Origin of the sequence: Lysobacter dokdonensis DS-58 (assembly GCF_000770795.1) — a bacterium.
Lineage (GTDB): Bacteria > Pseudomonadota > Gammaproteobacteria > Xanthomonadales > Xanthomonadaceae > Noviluteimonas > Noviluteimonas dokdonensis.
In genome coordinates this window covers 79,607-96,274 of sequence record NZ_JRKJ01000010.1, presented here as the reverse complement: position 1 = coordinate 96,274, position 16,668 = coordinate 79,607, and the positions used below count along the sequence as shown (strand labels likewise).

Here is a 16,668-nt window from a genome sequence, read left to right as displayed (position 1 = left end):
CCGGCGCCGGCGCCGGCGCCCGCCGAAGCGCCGATGCCCGGCATGGCGGCCCCGGCACCGGCGGCGATGGAGTCGGCGGACATTGCATCTGCGTCGGCGGCCCCGGCGGCCGCGACGATCACGTTGCAACCGTGGCAGTCCGACGCGCCCTATGCGCAACGCCTGCGCGACGCGAAGCCCGACGCCGTTTACGCGCTCTATCTCGAAGAACGCGACGCCAACGCCGACAGCACCGCGTTCTACCTCGACGTCGCCGACATCCTGCTCGCAAAGGGCCGCCGCGCCGAAGCGTTACGCGTGCTGTCGAACCTGGCCGAGATGCAGCTCGAAAGCCGCCACGTGTTGCGCGTGCTCGGCTATCGACTTGTGCAGGCGAAGGAAGAACGGCGCGCGGTCGAGGTCTTCCGCAAGGTGCTCGCCATGGCCGACGAAGAGCCGCAAAGCCATCGCGACCTCGCCCTCGCGCTCGCGGCGACGGGCCAGCCGCAGGAGGCGATCGCACACCTGTACGAAGTCGTGACGCGTCCGTGGGATGGCCGCTTCGACGAAGTCGAACTCGTCGCGCTCAACGAGCTCAACGCGATCGTCGCCGCGAGCCCGAAGCCGCTCGACACCGCATTCGTCGACCGCCGCCTGCTGCGCAATCTCCCCGTCGACCTGCGCGCGGTGCTGGCATGGGACAGCGACAACAGCGACATGGACCTGTGGGTCACCGATCCCAATGGCGAGCGTTGCTACTACGGCAACCGCCTGACCTACCAGGGCGGGCAGTTGTCCGACGATTTCACCGGCGGCTACGGCCCCGAGGAATTCCTGCTGCGGGACGCCAAGCCCGGCAAATATCGCGTCGAGGCAAACTTCTACGGCGACCGCCAGCAGATCGTCACCGGCGCGACGACCCTCACGCTGACGCTGACCACCGGGTGGGGTACGCCGGCACGCAAGGACCAGACGGTGACCCTGCGCCTGGAGGATGCGAAGGAAACGGTCCTCGTCGGCGAATTCGAGGTGAAGTAGGGCGCGTCGGCAGCCGGGGGCCGTCCCCCGGCTGCTATCATTCGCGGCCGAACGCAACACGTCGCAACCGCCACATGATCGAACTCAATCCTGTCCGCCAGCGCATCGCCGACCTCACGGGCCGGCTGGATGCGCTGAGGGGGTATCTTTGACTACGACGCCCGCAAGGAGCGTCTGGAAGAAGTCAATCGCGAACTCGAAAGCCCGGATGTCTGGAACGACTCCGAGCGCGCGCAGGCCCTCGGCCGCGAGCGCAGCTTCCTCGACAAGACCGTCAACGGCATCCGCGAACTGACCGAAGGCCTGGCCGGCGCCAACGAGCTGCTGGAACTGGTCGAGATGGAAGACGACGAGGACACCGCCAACGCGATCGCCGCCGACGTCGAGCGTTACGCGAAGGGCGTCGACCAGCTGGAATTCCAGCGCATGTTCTCCGGCAAGATGGACTCGCACTCGGCGTTCGTCGACATCCAGGCCGGCGCGGGCGGCACCGAAGCGCAGGACTGGGCGGAAATCCTGCTGCGCATGTACCTGCGCTGGGCCGAATCGCGCGGGTGGAAGACCGAGCTGCTGGAAGTCTCCGGCGGCGAAGTCGCGGGCATCAAGTCCGCCACCTTCCGCGTCGAGGGCGATTACGCGTACGGCTGGCTGAAGACGGAGATCGGCGTGCACCGCCTGGTGCGCAAGTCGCCATTCGATTCCGACAACCGTCGCCATACCTCGTTCACCTCGGTGTTCGTCTCGCCGGAAGTCGATGATTCCATCGACATCGAAATCAATCCGGCCGACCTGAAGACCGACGTGTACCGGTCCTCGGGCGCCGGCGGCCAGCACGTCAACAAGACCGAGTCGGCGGTGCGCATCACGCACGTGCCCAGCGGCATCGTCGTCGCGTGCCAGACCGAACGCAGCCAGCACGCCAACCGCGACCGCGCAATGAAGATGCTGGCGGGCAAGTTGTACGAACTGGAAATCCAGAAGCGCAACGCCGAGAAGGACGCGCTGGAAGCCACCAAGTCCGACATCGGTTGGGGCAGCCAGATCCGCAACTACGTCCTCGACCAGAGCCGCATCAAGGACCTGCGTACGGGCATCGAACGCAGCGACACGCAGAAGGTGCTCGACGGCGACCTGGACGAGTTCGTGGAAGCGAGCCTCAAGTCGGGCCTGGAAGCCGGCTCCAAGCGCAGCGACGCCGCGTAAGAACAGACAAATGACCGAAGACATCCAGCAGCACGACGAAAACCACCTCATCGCGGAGCGCCGCGCGAAGCTCGCGCACCTGCGCACGCAGGGCATCGCGTTCCCGAACGACTTCCGTCGCCAGGACCACGCGGGCGACCTGCAGGCCGAATTCGCCGACGCCGAGAAATGGACAGGCGAGGCGCTTGAATCATTGCCGCGCCGCGTGCAGCTCGCCGGCCGCATGCTCGCCAAGCGCGTGATGGGCAAGGCGGCGTTCGCGCAGGTGCAGGACGTCAGCGGCCGCATCCAGTTGTTCCTGCAATCGAACACGCTGGGCGACACCTACGACGCCTTCAAGGGCTGGGACGCGGGCGATATCCTCGCGGCCGAAGGCACGCTGATGCGCACCAAGACCGGCGAGTTGTCGGTGAAGGTCGACAAGCTCCGCCTGCTCACCAAGTCGCTGCGCCCGTTGCCGGACAAGTGGCACGGCCTTGCGGATGTCGAACAGCGCTATCGCCAACGTTATGTCGACCTGATCGTGACGCCCGAGGCGCGCGAAGTGTTCGTCAAGCGTTCGCAGGTGATCGCCGCGATGCGCCGTTGGCTCGACGCGCGCCGCTTCCTGGAAGTGGAAACGCCGATGATGCATTACATCGTCGGCGGCGCCACCGCCAAGCCGTTCACCACGCACCACAACGCGCTCGACCTGGATCTGTTCCTGCGCGTCGCGCCGGAGCTGTATCTCAAGCGCCTGGTCGTCGGCGGCTTCGAGCGCGTGTACGAGATCAACCGCAACTTCCGCAACGAAGGCGTCAGCACGCGGCACAACCCGGAATTCACGATGCTCGAGTTGTACGAGGCCTACGCCACGTACGACGAAATCATGGACCTGACCGAGGACATGATCCGCCACGCGGCGCAGGAAGCCATCGGCACCACCGCGCTGACGTGGGAAGGCAACGCCATCGACATCGGCCCGCGCTTCCGCCGCTGGAAGCTCGAAGAAGCCGTGCGCGAGAACAACCCGGAGATCACCGCCGCCGATTGCCGCGACCGTGACGCGCTCGCTCGCCACTGCGAGCGTTTGCGCATTCCGGTGAAGGCGGGTTACGGGTGGGGAAAGCTGCTGCTGGAAATTTTCGAGAAGACCGTGGAAACGGGCCTCATCCAGCCGACCTTCATTACCCATTACCCCGTGGAAGTCTCGCCGCTGGCGCGCGAATCGGACACCGAGCCGGGCATCACGGACCGCTTCGAGCTCTTCGTCGGCGGCAAGGAGCTGGCCAACGGCTTCTCGGAGCTGAACGACCCGGAAGACCAGGCGGCGCGTTTCCGCGCGCAGGTCGAGGCGAAGGAGGGCGGGGACGACGAGGCCATGCACTTCGATGCCGACTACATCCGCGCGCTCGAAGTCGGGCTGCCGCCCACCGGCGGCCTGGGCGTGGGCATCGACCGCCTCGTGATGCTGCTGACGGACTCGGACTCCATCCGCGACGTGCTGCTGTTCCCCTACATGCGCCCGGAAGCGCACGGTTGAGCGGTTTTTGCCGGGGTTTTGTCCGCTAACGGTGCCCTTGTCCGTCATTGGTGAAGGACAGGGGGACACATCGGCGGTGCAAGATGCCCATGGCGCCAACGGCGCAGGACGACATCCGACGCTCGCGCGTGCACGTCGACGGCGAGGCGCTCATCCGCGGGCCGGAAGGCGACTTCCGCGCGCCCCTGCGGGACCTGTCGATTACCGGCCTCCACATGCTGCGCCCGCCCGGCTTCACGCTGCGCGTGGGGCAGGCGGTCGAAGTGGAGGTCCGTTGCGGCCCACCCGAGGCGGGCATCGAGTTCCTCCTGATGGCGCGCATCGCCCGGACGGATTCGGATACCGTGGGCCTGCGGTTCGCCCCGATGCCCGACCGTTGCGCACGCACGATGGAACGCGTGCTGACGCAATTCGGCACGCTCTACACCGGTGCGACCGACGAACGGCGGGGGCGCCGTTGATTTTTCGAACACCGCGCTGCGGACGCCGTCGCGGATTCCACTGCCGTTCCGTTTCCCCCGCCGCTCGGCGGGGTATGCTCCCGGCCAACGCCGGGGGGAGGATTCCGGGGGGCGCCAACGCATGCGGGTCAATGAAGTGAACGTGGTCATCGTCGACGACCAGACATCGGCGCGCACCATGCTGCGCCACATCCTCGAGGACATCGGTCCCGAGCTGGCCGTGCATGATTTCGGCGACCCGACCGCGGCGCTGGCCTGGTGCGAGAGCAACCGGCCCGACCTGCTGTTGCTCGACTACCGCATGCCCGGCATGGACGGGCTCGAGTTCGCGCGCCGCTTCCGCCGTCCGCCCGTGCATCGCGACGTGCCCATCGTGCTGGTCACCGTGGTCGGCGACGAGCCGATCCGCCAGGCCGCGCTGGAAGCGGGCGTCATCGATTTCCTCGTCAAGCCGGTGCGCCCGCGCGAACTCCGCGCGCGTTGCCGCAACCTGCTGCACCTGCGCCAGCAGGCCGAGACGGTCAAGCAACGTGCGCTCTCGCTGGAGCAGCGCCTGCTTTCGAGCATGAACGAGGTCGAGGAGCGCGAGCGCGAAACGCTCTCGCGCCTGGCGCGCGCCATCGAATACCGCGACATCGGCACCAGCGCTTACCTCGAGCGCATGGCGCACGTCGCCGGCCTCATCGCCGAGGGCCTCGGCCTGACGGAAGAAGAGGCCCGCCTGATCGAACTGGCGGCGCCCCTGCACGACATGGGCAAGATCGCGATTCCCGACGCCATCCTGCTCAAGCCGGGTCCCTTGACGGACCAGGAGACGCAGATCATGCGTCGCCATCCGCGCATCGGGCACGAGCTGCTCAGCGGCAGCCAGAGCCGTTTCATCCAGACCGGCGCCATCGTCGCGTTGCGCCACCACGAGCGTTACGACGGCAGCGGCTATCCCGACGGCCTCGTGGGCGAGGCGATCCCGTTGGAAGCGCGCATCGTCGCCGTGGCCGACGTGTTCGACGCCCTGATCTCCCCGCGCCCGTACAAGGAAGCGTGGACGATCGACGCGGCGCTCGCGTTCCTTTACGCGCAGCGCGGACGTCTGTTCGATGCGAAGTGCGTCGAGGTGCTGGTGCGCCAGCGTGATCGCCTCGACGACATCTGCCAGCGCTTCTCCACCGTCAGCGCGCGGCCGGCCCTGGAAGCCTGATCGTGGCGCTCGCGGCACTCCGGCAACGTTTCGCCAACCGCCCCGACAGCGAGCACGGCCAGGCGCTGGTCCGCCTCGCGGTGTTGTCGGTCGTGCTGGTGTACCTGCTGGTGCGCGGCCCGGGCAACGAGCCGTGGGCGGAATATCGCGACGTGCTGCTGATGGTGTTCACCGGGTTCGCGGTGGGCCTGGGCATCGTGTTGTCGATCATCGCAAGGCCGGGTGTCTCGCACCTGCGCCGCATCGTCGGCATGGTGTCGGACTACGGGCTCATGGGCCTGGCGATGATCCGCATGGGCGAACCGCTCGCGTGGGTCTACGTCATCCTGATGTGGGTGACGGTCGGCAACGGCCTGCGCTTCGGCAACCGCTACCTGTACATGGCCGTCGCCGGCGCGGTGACGAGCTTCGGCTGCACGCTGCTGTTCAGCGACTACTGGCATTCCAACAACAGCCTCGGCATCGGCCTGCTCGTGGGCCTCGTGGCGGTGCCGCTGTATCTGTCGGGCCTGCTGCGCGCGTTGACGAAGGCCACCGAGGAGGCGCGCCGCGCCAACGAGGCGAAGAGCCGGTTCCTCGCCAACATGAGCCACGAGTTCCGCACGCCGCTCAACGGCCTGGCGGGTATGTCGGAACTGCTGGCCACCACGCGCCTGGACGCCGAGCAACGCGAGTGCCTCAACACGATCCAGGCCTCCACGCGCACGTTGCTCTCGCTGGTCGAAGACGTCCTCGACATCTCGGCCATCGAGGCGGGCAAGCTCAAGCTGCACGTCGTGGAGTTCTCGCTGCGCGAGATGCTCGAAAACATCAACGCGATCCTGCAGCCCACCGCGCGCAACAAGCGCATCGAATACCTCTCGCGCATCGGGCCGGACGTCCCGGATCGCGTGGTCGGCGACGCGGGGCACGTGCGCCAGGTGCTGATCAATCTCGCGGGCAACGCGATCAAGTTCACCGACGAAGGCTCCGTGCGCCTTGAAGTCGCGCTCGCGCATGCGGAAGCCGACGGCAAGGTGCGCCTGCGCTTCACCGTCATCGACACGGGCATCGGCATCCCCGCCGCGGCGCGTGCGCGGTTGTTCGAAGCCTTCGAGCAAGCCGATGCGAGCCTTTCGCGCCGCTACGGCGGCACGGGGCTGGGCACGACGATCGCCAAGGGCCTGACCGAAGCGATGGGCGGCAGCATCGGCTTCGAGAGTTCGGAAAAGCGGGGCAGCCGCTTCTGGGTGGAGCTGCCGTTCGACCAGATGGTGGCGATGCCGGCGAAAGTCGCCGCGCCCGTGGCGGAAGGCAAGCCGGTTGCGCCGGCGCCGGTTTCTTTCGGCGAAACCGCGGCCAACGTCATCGCGTTCGGCGATCCGTTCCTGCGCCATCGCGCGCGCGTGCGTTCGCTCGACCTGCTGATCGCCGACGACCACGCCGCCAACCGCATGGTGCTGCAGCGCCTGCTGCAGAAGGCGGGGCACCGCGTGGTCAGCGTCGACGACGGTGAGCAGGTGCTCGATGCGCTGGCGGCCAACGGTTTCGACGCGGCCATCGTCGACCTGCACATGCCCGGCGTCAGCGGCCTGGATCTGTTGCGCGAGTTGCGCGTGATGGAAGCCGGTGGCGGCAAGCGCACGCCGGTCATCGTGCTGACGGCGGACGTGACGCCCGAAGCCATCCAGCAATGCGCGCAAGCCGGCGCGCGGGCGTTCCTGCCCAAGCCCGTCGTCGCCGCGCGATTGCTCGATACGCTGGCGGAAGTCGCGACGAGCGGCCAGGCGGCGTCGAACGTGCAGGCCACCAGCCCGCGCATCGAACTGCCCGTGTCGGACGACGATTTCGACCCGGGCGTGCTGGAAGAACTCGGCTCGCTCGGCATGGGCGAAACCTTCGTGCGCGAGTTCATCGCGCAATGCCTGCGCGACGCCGAGATGTGCCTGGCATCGCTCGAGAAATCCGGTGAAGCCGCCGACTGGCCGGCGGTGCGCGACCATGCGCACGCGCTCAAGGGCGTGTCGAGCAACCTCGGTTTGGTGAAGCTGGCCGCAGCCAGCAGCGAATGGATGCGCATCCCCGAGTGGCAACTCACGCGCGAATGGCGTCCGCGGCTTTCCGTGCTGCGCGAACGCATGGCGCAAGGTCGGGCTGCGCTGGACGCGCGCGGGCATCCTGCCGCGCGCGACAACGAAAACAGCTAGATCTGGCGGATCTTTACGTCAGGTCGAGCGGTCGATCTTCTTGCAGGGCAGGGCGGATCAAGCGGCGGCTTCGGCTCCCGAACGGCGTTCCTGCGCGCGGACGATGCGGTCCATGGTCTTGAGCGAGCGGTCGCCCAGGGCCAGCGCCGTATCCACCCACACTTCGGTAATGCCCATCAGTTCGTCGTAACCCACCGGCTGCGCGATCTGGCGCACCTGGTTGAGCGCGAGGTGCGAGTGCGGCGAGCGCTGCTGCTGACGGATGAGGTCCTGCACCGCGAGTTCGCCTTCGCCCTTCGGCACCAGGATGTCGACCACGCCGAGCTGGTGCAGCTCTTCGGTCGAATAGATCTGGCCGCTGAGGATCATCTTCTCGGCCTGCTGCGGCGTGACGCGCTTGCAGAGGAACGAGTAGGCGCCCATGCCCGGGAACAGGCCGAACAACACTTCCGGCAGGCCCATGCCGCAGCCTTCTTCGGCGACGATGGTGTGGCACGACAGCGCGAGTTCCATGCCGCCGCCGAGCGCATCGCCCTGGACCAGCGCGATGGTGCGCACGTCGCCACCGAGGCCGCCGTGGATGTGGTGCACACCGTCGACGCAGCGACGCGCGTAGGCCAGGAGCTGCTCGCGATTGTTTTCACGAATGAGGCGGGCGAACAGTTCGAGGTCGCCGCCGAGGTTGAACGCGGGGGCGTCCGAGGCGATGACGACATGGCGCAACGCGCCGGCGCGACGCTGGCCCTTCGGCAGCGTGATGCTGTTGAGATAACGCCACATCTCGTCCATCAGTTCCGTGCGGAAGCACGGACGGATGCCGGTGCCGGCGTCGGCGTGCATGTACAGCCAATGGGCGGCGCCAGACGGCTCGGCTTCCACGCGCATGGTGGGATAGCGGAGGCTGCGCTGCAGCTTCTCGATGTTGCTCATGTTGTACTTCCCCTTGGGATCCCGTCCGCGAACAGGGGTGGGCAGCGGGCGGGCAATGGCCCACAACGGGGATGCTACACCCGGCGAAACGTCATCGCCGGGTGAAAATGCAAGCGTTTCCAGTCACGGGGCGACGGACGGTAGCGAAATGAGACCGATCCCCCGAATGCGAGTCAGGCCTTGGCGGTCTGCTCCCGGAGCTCGCGCCTCAGGATCTTGCCGACGTTGGTCTTCGGCAGCTCGGTGCGGAACTCCACGTACTTGGGCTGCTTGTAGCCGGTGAGGTTCTCGCGGGCGTGGGCCTTGACCTCTTCGGCCGTCAGCTTGGGGTCCTTGCGGACGATGACGACCTTGACCGCCTCGCCCGACTTTTCGTCGGGCACGCCGACCGCGCCCACTTCGAGCACTCCGGGCATCATCGCGATGACGTCCTCGACCTCGTTGGGGTACACGTTGAAGCCCGAGACCAGGATCATGTCCTTCTTGCGGTCGACGATGCAGAAGAACCCCTTCTCGTCCATCTTCGCCATGTCGCCGGTGTGCAGCCAACCGTCGGCGTCGAGAACGTTCGCCGTTTCGTCGGGGCGGTTCCAGTAGCCCCGCATCACCTGCGGTCCCTTGATGCACAACTCGCCGACCGTGCCTTCGGCGACGACGTTGCCGTCTTCATCCTTCAGGCAGGCATCGGTGGAGGGAATGGGCAGGCCGATGGAGCCGTTGTACTCGGCCAGGTCCATCGGGTTGATGCAGGCGGCCGGCGAGGTTTCGGTCAGGCCGTAGGCCTCGACGAGCGTGCAACCGGTGACCTGCTTCCAGCGTTCTGCCACCGCGCGTTGCACGGCCATGCCGCCGCCGAGCGTGAGATGCAGGCGCGAGAAATCGATGTCCGCGAAACCCGGCGTGTTGAGCAGGCCGTTGAACAGCGTGTTGACGCCGGTGATGGCGGTGAACTTGACCTTCTTCAATTCCTTCACGAAACCGGGCATGTCGCGCGGGTTGGTGATCAGGTGGTTGTGGCCGCCGAACTTCATGAAGACCAGTCCGTTCGCCGTCAACGCGAAGATGTGGTACAGCGGCAACGCAGTGATGATCGTTTCTTCGCCGTATTTGACGTTGGTCCCGATCCACGCCGCGGCCTGCTGCATGTTGGCAACGAGGTTGCGGTGCGTGAGCATCGCGCCCTTCGCCACGCCCGTCGTGCCGCCGGTGTACTGCAGGAACGCGAGGTCCTGCGGATCGATCGCGATGTCCGGCAACTTGTGCATCTGGCCGAGCGTGAGCGCATCGCGGAAGCGGATCGCACCGTCGATGTCGTAGTCCGGCACCATCTTCTTGACGTGGCGCAGGACGAAATTGACGATCGCGCCCTTCGGGAAACCGAGCATGTCGCCCAGGCCCGTGGTGATGACCTGCTTGACCTGCGTGTCGGCCAGCACTTCCTGCACGACAGAACCGAAGTTGTCGAGCACGAGCAGCACCGAGGCACCGGAGTCGGAGAGCTGGTGCTTGAGCTCGCGCGCCGTGTACATCGGGTTGGTGTTGACGACGGTCAGGCCCGCGCGCAGCACGCCGAAGGTGGCGATGGGGTACTGCAGGCAGTTGGGCATCATGATCGCGACGCGATCGCCCTTCTTCAGTTTCAGCTCGCCGAGCAGGTAGGCGGCGAACTGCTGGCTCAGGCGGTCGACGTCGGCGTAGGTGAGCGTCTTGCCGAGATTCGAGAACGCCGGGCGGTCGCGGTATTTTTCCAGCGAGGACTGCAGCACCGAGACGATCGACGGGAATTCGGCGACGTCGATCTCCGCCGGCACGCCTTGCGGATAACTGGCCAACCACGGACGCGCCTGCTGCATGCGATCTCCCCGATGTAATCGCTTGAATATATGAGTGCGGCGCCGATGCGGAGCCGTACGGATCGCTCCCGATTGGAGCATAGGCACTACAGGCTGGCAAGGCGCTGGACTAGGCTTGCGGAATGTTCAGGGGAGAGATGCGAATGAAGCGGTTCCTGCAGGTGGCGGCGATGGTCCTGGTGCTCGCGGGATGTGCGCGGACGGCGCCGGAGGAGTCGCTGCGGCGCACCATCGGCGAGGTGCAAACCGCCATCGAAGAACGCGATGCGGGCGCCGTTGCGGACGGCATCGCGCAGGATTTCATCGGCCCCGGCGGCATGGACCGCAAGGCGGCGCAGCGCCTGGCCGCAGTGGTGTTCCTGCAGAACAGGAAGGTGGGCGTGACGCTCGGGCCACTCGACATCAAGCTGCAGCCGGGCGGGGCCACGGTGAAATGCACCGCGGCGTTGACCGGTGGCGATTCGGCGCTGTTGCCGACGTCGGGGCAGGTGTACGACGTGACGTCGACCTGGCGGCAGGACGGCGACGACTGGGAGTTGGTGAGCGCGGAGTGGGAGCCGCGCCTGTAACGAAAAAGCGGCCCGGAGGCCGCTTTTTCGGTTCTTCGAAGCCGGGCTCAGGCCGCTTTCTTCGACGCCAGCTGGCGCAGCACGTAATGCAGGATGCCGCCGTTGCGGAAGTATTCGACTTCCTTCGGCGTCAGCAGCAGCACGCGCACGTCGAAACGCTTTTCGCCTTCCGGCCCGCGCGCGACGACCGTCGCGGTGCGCGACTTGCCGTCGTCGAGGCCGACGATGTCGATCGTCTCCGAACCCGTCAGGCCCAGCGACTTCGCGTTTTCGCCTTCCATGAACTGCAGCGGGAGCACGCCCATGCCGACGAGGTTGGAGCGGTGGATGCGTTCGAAGCTTTCCGCCACGACCGCCTTGACGCCCAGCAGGTTGGTGCCCTTCGCCGCCCAGTCGCGCGACGAACCGGTGCCGTATTCCTTGCCCGCGAACACCACGAGCGGCACGCCGTCGGCCTTGTACTTCATCGCCGCGTCGTAGATCGCGAGCTTCTCGCCCGGGTTGCCGGCGCGGTCGAAGTACAGCGTATTGCCGCCTTCTTCGCCGCCGAACATCAGGTTCTTGATGCGGATGTTGGCGAACGTGCCGCGCACCATGACGTCGTCGTTGCCGCGGCGCGAGCCGTAACTGTTGAAGTCGGCCGGCTGCACGCCGCGCGCCTGCAGGAAGCGGCCCGCCGGCGAATCCTTCTTGATGTTGCCCGCCGGCGAGATGTGGTCGGTGGTGATCGAGTCGCCGAACAGGCCCATGACGCGCGCGCCGTGGATGTCGTCGATCGAACCGATGTCCATCGTCATGCCGTCGAAGTACGGCGGGTTCTTGATGTACGTCGAGGAATCCTGCCAGAGGAACGACGCGCCATCCGGCGAGGCGATCTGGTTCCAGCGCGAGTCGCCCTTGAACACGTCGGCGTAGTTTTGCGCGAACAGCTCCGGCCCGACGGTCGCGGAAATCGTGTCGCCGATCTCCTTGTTCGACGGCCAGATGTCGCGCAGGAAGATGTCCTTGCCGTCGGCATCGTGGCCGAGCGGCTCGGTGACCAGGTCGATGTTGACCGTGCCGGCGAGCGCGTAGGCGACCACCAGCGGCGGAGAGGCCAGGTAGTTCATCTTCACTTCGGGGTGCACGCGGCCTTCGAAGTTGCGGTTGCCCGACAACACCGAGGCGACGACCAGTTCGTTCTCCGCGATGCCCTTCGACACTTCATCCGGCAGCGGGCCGGAGTTGCCGATGCACGTGGTGCAACCGTAACCGACGACGAAGAAGCCGAGCTTCTCCAGGTCGCCCAGCACGCCGGCCTTCTTGAGGTAGTCGGTGACGACGAGCGAACCCGGGCCGAGCGAGGTCTTCACCCACGGCTTGACCTTCAGGCCGAGCTTGACCGCGTTGCGCGCGAGCAGGCCGGCGCCGAGCATCACGGCGGGGTTAGACGTGTTGGTGCACGAGGTGATTGCGGCGATGACCACCGAGCCGTCGGTGAGTTCGCAATCCTGGTCGGCGATGCGGATCTTCGACTTCGGCGAGGCGGCGAGATGCTCGGCCTGCGGCTGGTCGCCGCCTTCGGCATCGAAGCGCACGACTTCGGTCTTCTTCGCCTGGCGATTGGCGGTGAGGCCTTCGAGGTTGGCGTGGAAGTTGTCCTTCACCTTTTCGAGCAGCACGCGGTCCTGCGGGCGCTTGGGGCCGGCGAGCGAGGGCTTGACGTCGCCCAGGTCCAGTTCGAGCGTGGCCGAGTACGTGGCGTGCGGCGACTCGGCGTCGTGCCACAGGCCCTGCGCCTTCGCGTAGGCCTCGACGAGCGCGATCTGCGCTTCGCTGCGGCCCGACAGGCGCAGGTAGTTCACCGCTTCGGCGTCGATCGGGAAGATGCCGCACGTCGCACCGTATTCGGGCGCCATGTTGGCGATGGTGGCGCGATCCGCCAGCGGCAGGTGCTGCAGGCCGTCGCCGTAGAACTCGACGAACTTGCCGACCACGCCGAGCGCGCGGAGCATCTGCGTCACGGTGAGCACGAGGTCCGTCGCGGTGGTGCCTTCCGGCAGCTTGCCGGTGAGCTTGAAGCCCACGACCTGCGGGATGAGCATCGAGGAGGGCTGGCCCAGCATCGCCGCTTCCGCTTCGATGCCGCCGACGCCCCAGCCGAGCACGCCGATGCCGTTGATCATCGTGGTGTGCGAGTCGGTGCCGAACACCGTGTCCGGGAACGCCTGCACTTCGGTGCGGCCATCGGGCGTCTGCACTTCGCGCTCGACGACGACGCGCGCCAGGTTCTCGAGGTTCACCTGGTGCACGATGCCCGTGTTGGGCGGTACGACCTTGAAGTTGTTGAAGGCCTTCTGGCCCCAGCGCAGGAAGCTGTAACGCTCCATGTTGCGCTCGAATTCGATCTTGCCGTTGAGGTCCAGCGCGTCGGCGCGGCCGAACACGTCGACCTGCACCGAGTGGTCGATGACCAGTTCCGACGGGATCAGCGGGTTGATGCGCGTGGCATCGCCGCCGAGCTTGGCCACCGCATCGCGCATCGCGGCGAGGTCGACGACGCACGGCACGCCGGTGAAGTCCTGCAGCACCACGCGCGCGGGCATGAAGGCGATTTCGGTTTCCGGTTCGGCCTTCGCGTCCCACGTGGCGACCGCTTCGATGTGCTCCGGTGTCACCGTCACGCCGTCTTCGTGCCGCAGCAGGTTCTCGAGGAGGATCTTCATCGAGTACGGCAGCTTGGCCAGGTCGAACCTCTGACCGAGGCGGGGCAGGCTGTAGTAGGCGAGGGACTTGCCGTTGACGTCGAGTTGGGCGCGGGTGGCGAAGGAGTCGGCCATCGATTGGGCTCCGGGCTGCGAAACGGTGGGGGACGAGCGCGGAAACCGCGCCGCCGAGCCCCGTAATTATGCCGGAAGGAGGGGGTCCCCGCCCAGCTTCGCGCCGTTCAGAGCCGCAGGTGCGACTGCACGGCGGCCACCATCGCGCGCCGGCGGATCACGAAATCCCAGAAGCTGCCGCCCAACTGGCGCCACAACACGGCCGAGCGCAGCGCTGCGAGCAGCACCGCCCGGATCTCCGAGACGATGGCCGCCTGCCCGAGGTAATGCGGATTGCCTTGCACCATCACGCGCGGGCGCAGGTGGCTCACGGTGTCGGCGTAGAGCGTGCCGAGCGCGCCGAGGACGTCGGGATGCGTGCTGCCCAGGCGCGTGGCGTCGGGTGCGATGGCCACGATGCCTTCCTGCACCTTCTGCGCCGTGGCGCCTTCGCGCACGAAGCGGCGTTCGAGTTGGAGCACCGAGAAGGCCAGGCGGGGCAGGAGTTCGTCGCGCCCATCGGTGGCGCTGGTGAAATAGTCGAGCAGCAACTGCATGCCCGGCGCGAGAGAACGCTCGTCGCCGTACACCTCGACCGGCGTGTCGGCATCCAGGCGGAACACGCTGTCGGTCGCCGTCTGCAACACGGCCGTGTCGGCCTGGCCGGTCTCCGCGATCTGCCGCACCTGGCGCAAGGCCTGCGCGAGGCCCGCGAGCGCGAGCACGCGCTCTTCGATCGTGTTGGACGGTGTGGGGTTCGCGCTCATGCGTCGTGCAACTCCTTCGAAAGCATCGCTTCGGTCCGCGCATCCGTGCGGGCGATGACCGCGCCGCCGAGGCACGCATCACCGTCGTACAGCACCAGCGATTGGCCGGGCGTGACCGCGCGCTGGCCACGGGCGAAGCGTACCGCCAGCGTGCCGTCGTCGGCGACCGTCACCGTGCACGGCTCATCCTTCTGCCGATAACGCGTCTGCGCGGTGCAATCGAATCGTCCCGCGGGCGGCGCGCCGGCGATCCAGTGCGCGGTCTCCGACCACAGCGTGGACGAATACAGATGCGGGCTCTCACTGCCCTGGTCGACGATCAGCACGTTGGTGTCGACGTGTTTGTCGACGACGTACCACGGCGCGGGATCGCGTCCGCGCACGCCGCCGATGTGCAGCCCTTCGCGTTGTCCGAGGGTGAAGAAGAACACGCCGGGGTGTTCGCCGACCACGTTCCCCCGTGGATCGCGGATTTCGCCGGGCCGGGCAGGGAGGTAGCGCGCGAGGAATTCGCGGAAGTCGCGTTCGCCGATGAAGCAGATGCCGGTCGAATCCTTCTTCGCGTGCGTCGGCAAGGCCGCGTCGCGTGCGATGGCGCGCACCTGGTCCTTCGGCAGGTGGCCGAGCGGAAATAAGGTGGCCGCCAGTTGCGCCTGCCCGAGCTGGTGCAGGAAATAACTCTGGTCCTTGTTCCGGTCCACGGCGCGCAGCAAGCGCACGCGCGGGCCGTCATGGTCGACGCGCGCGTAGTGGCCCGTGGCGATGCGCTCGGCGCCCAGGGCGTGGGCGGCGTCGATGAAATGCTTGAACTTGATCTCGCGATTGCACAGCACGTCGGGGTTCGGCGTGCGGCCCGCGGCGTACTCGTCGAGGAAATGCTGGAACACACCATTCCAGTATTCGTTCGAAAAGTCGCGGAAGTGGATCGGGATGCCGAGGCGACCGCACACGGCGACCGCATCGCGGCGGTCGTCGTCGGCGCGGCAATCGCCGCTGCCGTCGTCGGCCCAGTTCTGCATGAACAACCCCGCGACCGACTCGCCCTGGTCGCGCAACAACAGGGCGGCGACCGACGAATCGACGCCGCCGGACATGCCGACGATGGTGCGCACCGATTGCATTGCGTCCACGTCGATCAGGCCAACTGCTGCACCATCGACAACGGATGGCGGCGCCCTGCGAGGTGGTCGGCGACCACGCGCCACACCAGCGGACTGCGATGGCGGTCGCGCGCGGCTTCCAGTTCGGTCGGCGTCATCCAGGTGGCGCGTTCGATTCCCGTGTCGAGCGGGCGCGCGGGATCGTGCCGCTCCGGTTCGGCCGCGAAGGCGAAGCGCAGGTAGTGGCGCCCGGTCTCCGCCTTCCATTGGTAGGCGCCGACGAACGCGGTCAGGCGCACATCCCAACCGGTTTCCTCGCGCGTTTCGCGCAACGCCGCGTCGTGCAGGCTTTCGTCCGGCTCCAGGTGACCGGCGGGCTGGTTGAGCACCAGCTTTCCGTTCACCCGCTCCTCGACCACCAGCAACCGCCCGTCGCGCACGACGATCGTCGCGACGGTCACGTCGGGTTGCCAGAACCGGCCTTCGCGGTAGCTCACGTCAGAATTCGTCCTTGCCGGGGGTGAGTTCGTTTTCCATGTCGTCGGCGGTGACGCCGGCGAGCTGCAACGCATCGTCCAGGGCATCGTCGCCGGCGTCGGCGGGGATCTTCACCACGAACAACGCATAACCGTCGGACTTCGACCACGCGCCCAGCTTGAGGTCGTCGCTGGCTTCCAGCAGGCGATTGGCCACGGTTTCCGGGATGGTCCCGTTCGGCGATTTGTACGCCGGCGCCCACACTTCGCGGATCTTGTGCGAACCGTAGGTTTCCACGGCGGAGCGGACGAACACCAACTGCGTGCGGTCGCCGTCGTCGGTGTACTTGAACACCACGCTGTAGTCGCCGTCGCCCGAGACCTCGTACTTCATCCCGAGGCGTTCGAGCTGCGCCTTCAGGGCGGGGTCGGGGGTGGCCTTCGCCGGTTCCTCCGCCATGGCGGCGAGGGGAAGCAGGGCGAGGGCGAGGCACAACGGAAGATGGGCGCGCATGCGGAAATGGTTTCCCCCGGGATGGTCGCGGCATTGTGACGGCGCGTCCCGCCGTCCGTCCAACCGACGTACGG

14 protein-coding genes are annotated in these 16,668 nt (G+C 67.0%); 7 read left to right on the top strand and 7 right to left on the bottom strand.

All coding sequences use genetic code 11. The annotated features are described in order from the left end of the window. The 6 genes from LF41_RS09505 to LF41_RS09480 all read left to right on the top strand — a co-directional run. On the top strand, window positions 1–1,017 hold a 1,017-nt coding region (locus LF41_RS09505; RefSeq protein ID WP_152599969.1), incomplete at its 5' end, for a DUF2135 domain-containing protein. Window positions 1,018–1,091: 74 nt separating this feature from the next. Continuing rightward, a protein-coding gene (gene prfB, locus LF41_RS09500) for a peptide chain release factor 2 (protein WP_152599968.1) occupies window positions 1,092–2,220 on the top strand; the annotation gives its coding sequence in 2 pieces (ribosomal slippage) (window positions 1,092–1,166 and window positions 1,168–2,220; 1,128 coding nt in all). Window positions 2,221–2,230: 10 nt separating this feature from the next. After that, on the top strand, window positions 2,231–3,742 hold the full coding sequence (gene lysS, locus LF41_RS09495) for a lysine--tRNA ligase (protein ID WP_036168959.1): 1,512 nt from the start codon (window positions 2,231–2,233) through the stop codon (window positions 3,740–3,742). 83 nt (window positions 3,743–3,825) lie between these two features. Further along, a complete protein-coding gene (locus tag LF41_RS09490; RefSeq protein WP_084073516.1) occupies window positions 3,826–4,203 on the top strand; it encodes a PilZ domain-containing protein in 378 nt (125 codons plus the stop codon). A 121-nt stretch (window positions 4,204–4,324) separates the two neighbouring features. Continuing rightward, a complete protein-coding gene (gene rpfG, locus LF41_RS09485) occupies window positions 4,325–5,401 on the top strand; it encodes a cyclic di-GMP phosphodiesterase response regulator RpfG (protein WP_084073514.1) in 1,077 nt (358 codons plus the stop codon). After that, window positions 5,398–7,587, top strand: coding sequence for an ATP-binding protein (locus LF41_RS09480; protein ID WP_036168957.1), 2,190 nt, complete (start codon window positions 5,398–5,400; stop codon window positions 7,585–7,587). Before rpfG ends, LF41_RS09480 begins: the two co-directional genes overlap by 4 nt. 57 nt (window positions 7,588–7,644) lie before the next feature. Here the strand turns inward: LF41_RS09480 and LF41_RS09475 are convergent, their stop codons facing one another. Then, window positions 7,645–8,517 carry a crotonase/enoyl-CoA hydratase family protein gene (locus LF41_RS09475; RefSeq protein ID WP_036168955.1) on the bottom strand — a complete coding sequence of 291 codons (873 nt, stop codon included), beginning with the start codon at window positions 8,515–8,517 and terminating at the stop codon, window positions 7,645–7,647. A gap of 173 nt (window positions 8,518–8,690) precedes the next feature. Continuing rightward, entirely contained in the window at window positions 8,691–10,370 is a 1,680-nt protein-coding gene (locus tag LF41_RS09470; RefSeq protein WP_036168952.1) for a long-chain fatty acid--CoA ligase, read from the bottom strand. Window positions 10,371–10,513: 143 nt separating this feature from the next. On the opposite strand from LF41_RS09470, the gene LF41_RS09465 reads away from it, so the two are divergent. After that, window positions 10,514–10,939, top strand: a complete 426-nt coding sequence (locus LF41_RS09465) for a nuclear transport factor 2 family protein (protein ID WP_052116296.1) — start codon at window positions 10,514–10,516, stop codon at window positions 10,937–10,939. A gap of 47 nt (window positions 10,940–10,986) precedes the next feature. Here the strand turns inward: LF41_RS09465 and acnA are convergent, their stop codons facing one another. The 5 genes from acnA to LF41_RS09440 all read right to left on the bottom strand — a co-directional run bounded on the left by acnA (window position 10,987) and on the right by LF41_RS09440 (window position 16,594). Continuing rightward, window positions 10,987–13,758 (bottom strand): aconitate hydratase AcnA, encoded by a 2,772-nt coding sequence (gene acnA / locus LF41_RS09460; protein WP_036168949.1) that lies wholly within the window; start codon window positions 13,756–13,758, stop codon window positions 10,987–10,989. Between the two features lie 107 nt (window positions 13,759–13,865). Then, on the bottom strand, window positions 13,866–14,504 hold the full coding sequence (gene hflD / locus LF41_RS09455) for a high frequency lysogenization protein HflD (RefSeq protein WP_036168947.1): 639 nt from the start codon (window positions 14,502–14,504) through the stop codon (window positions 13,866–13,868). Next, window positions 14,501–15,625 (bottom strand): tRNA 2-thiouridine(34) synthase MnmA, encoded by a 1,125-nt coding sequence (gene mnmA / locus LF41_RS09450; protein WP_036168945.1) that lies wholly within the window; start codon window positions 15,623–15,625, stop codon window positions 14,501–14,503. Before mnmA ends, hflD begins: the two co-directional genes overlap by 4 nt. Before the next feature lie 14 nt (window positions 15,626–15,639). Then, window positions 15,640–16,101: an NUDIX hydrolase gene (locus tag LF41_RS09445; protein ID WP_036168942.1), complete on the bottom strand. Its 462-nt coding sequence runs from the start codon at window positions 16,099–16,101 to the stop codon at window positions 15,640–15,642. Window position 16,102: 1 nt separating this feature from the next. Beyond that, complete coding sequence (locus LF41_RS09440; RefSeq protein ID WP_036168940.1) at window positions 16,103–16,594, bottom strand: hypothetical protein; 492 nt, start codon at window positions 16,592–16,594, stop codon at window positions 16,103–16,105. Window positions 16,595–16,668: the final 74 nt, after the last annotated feature.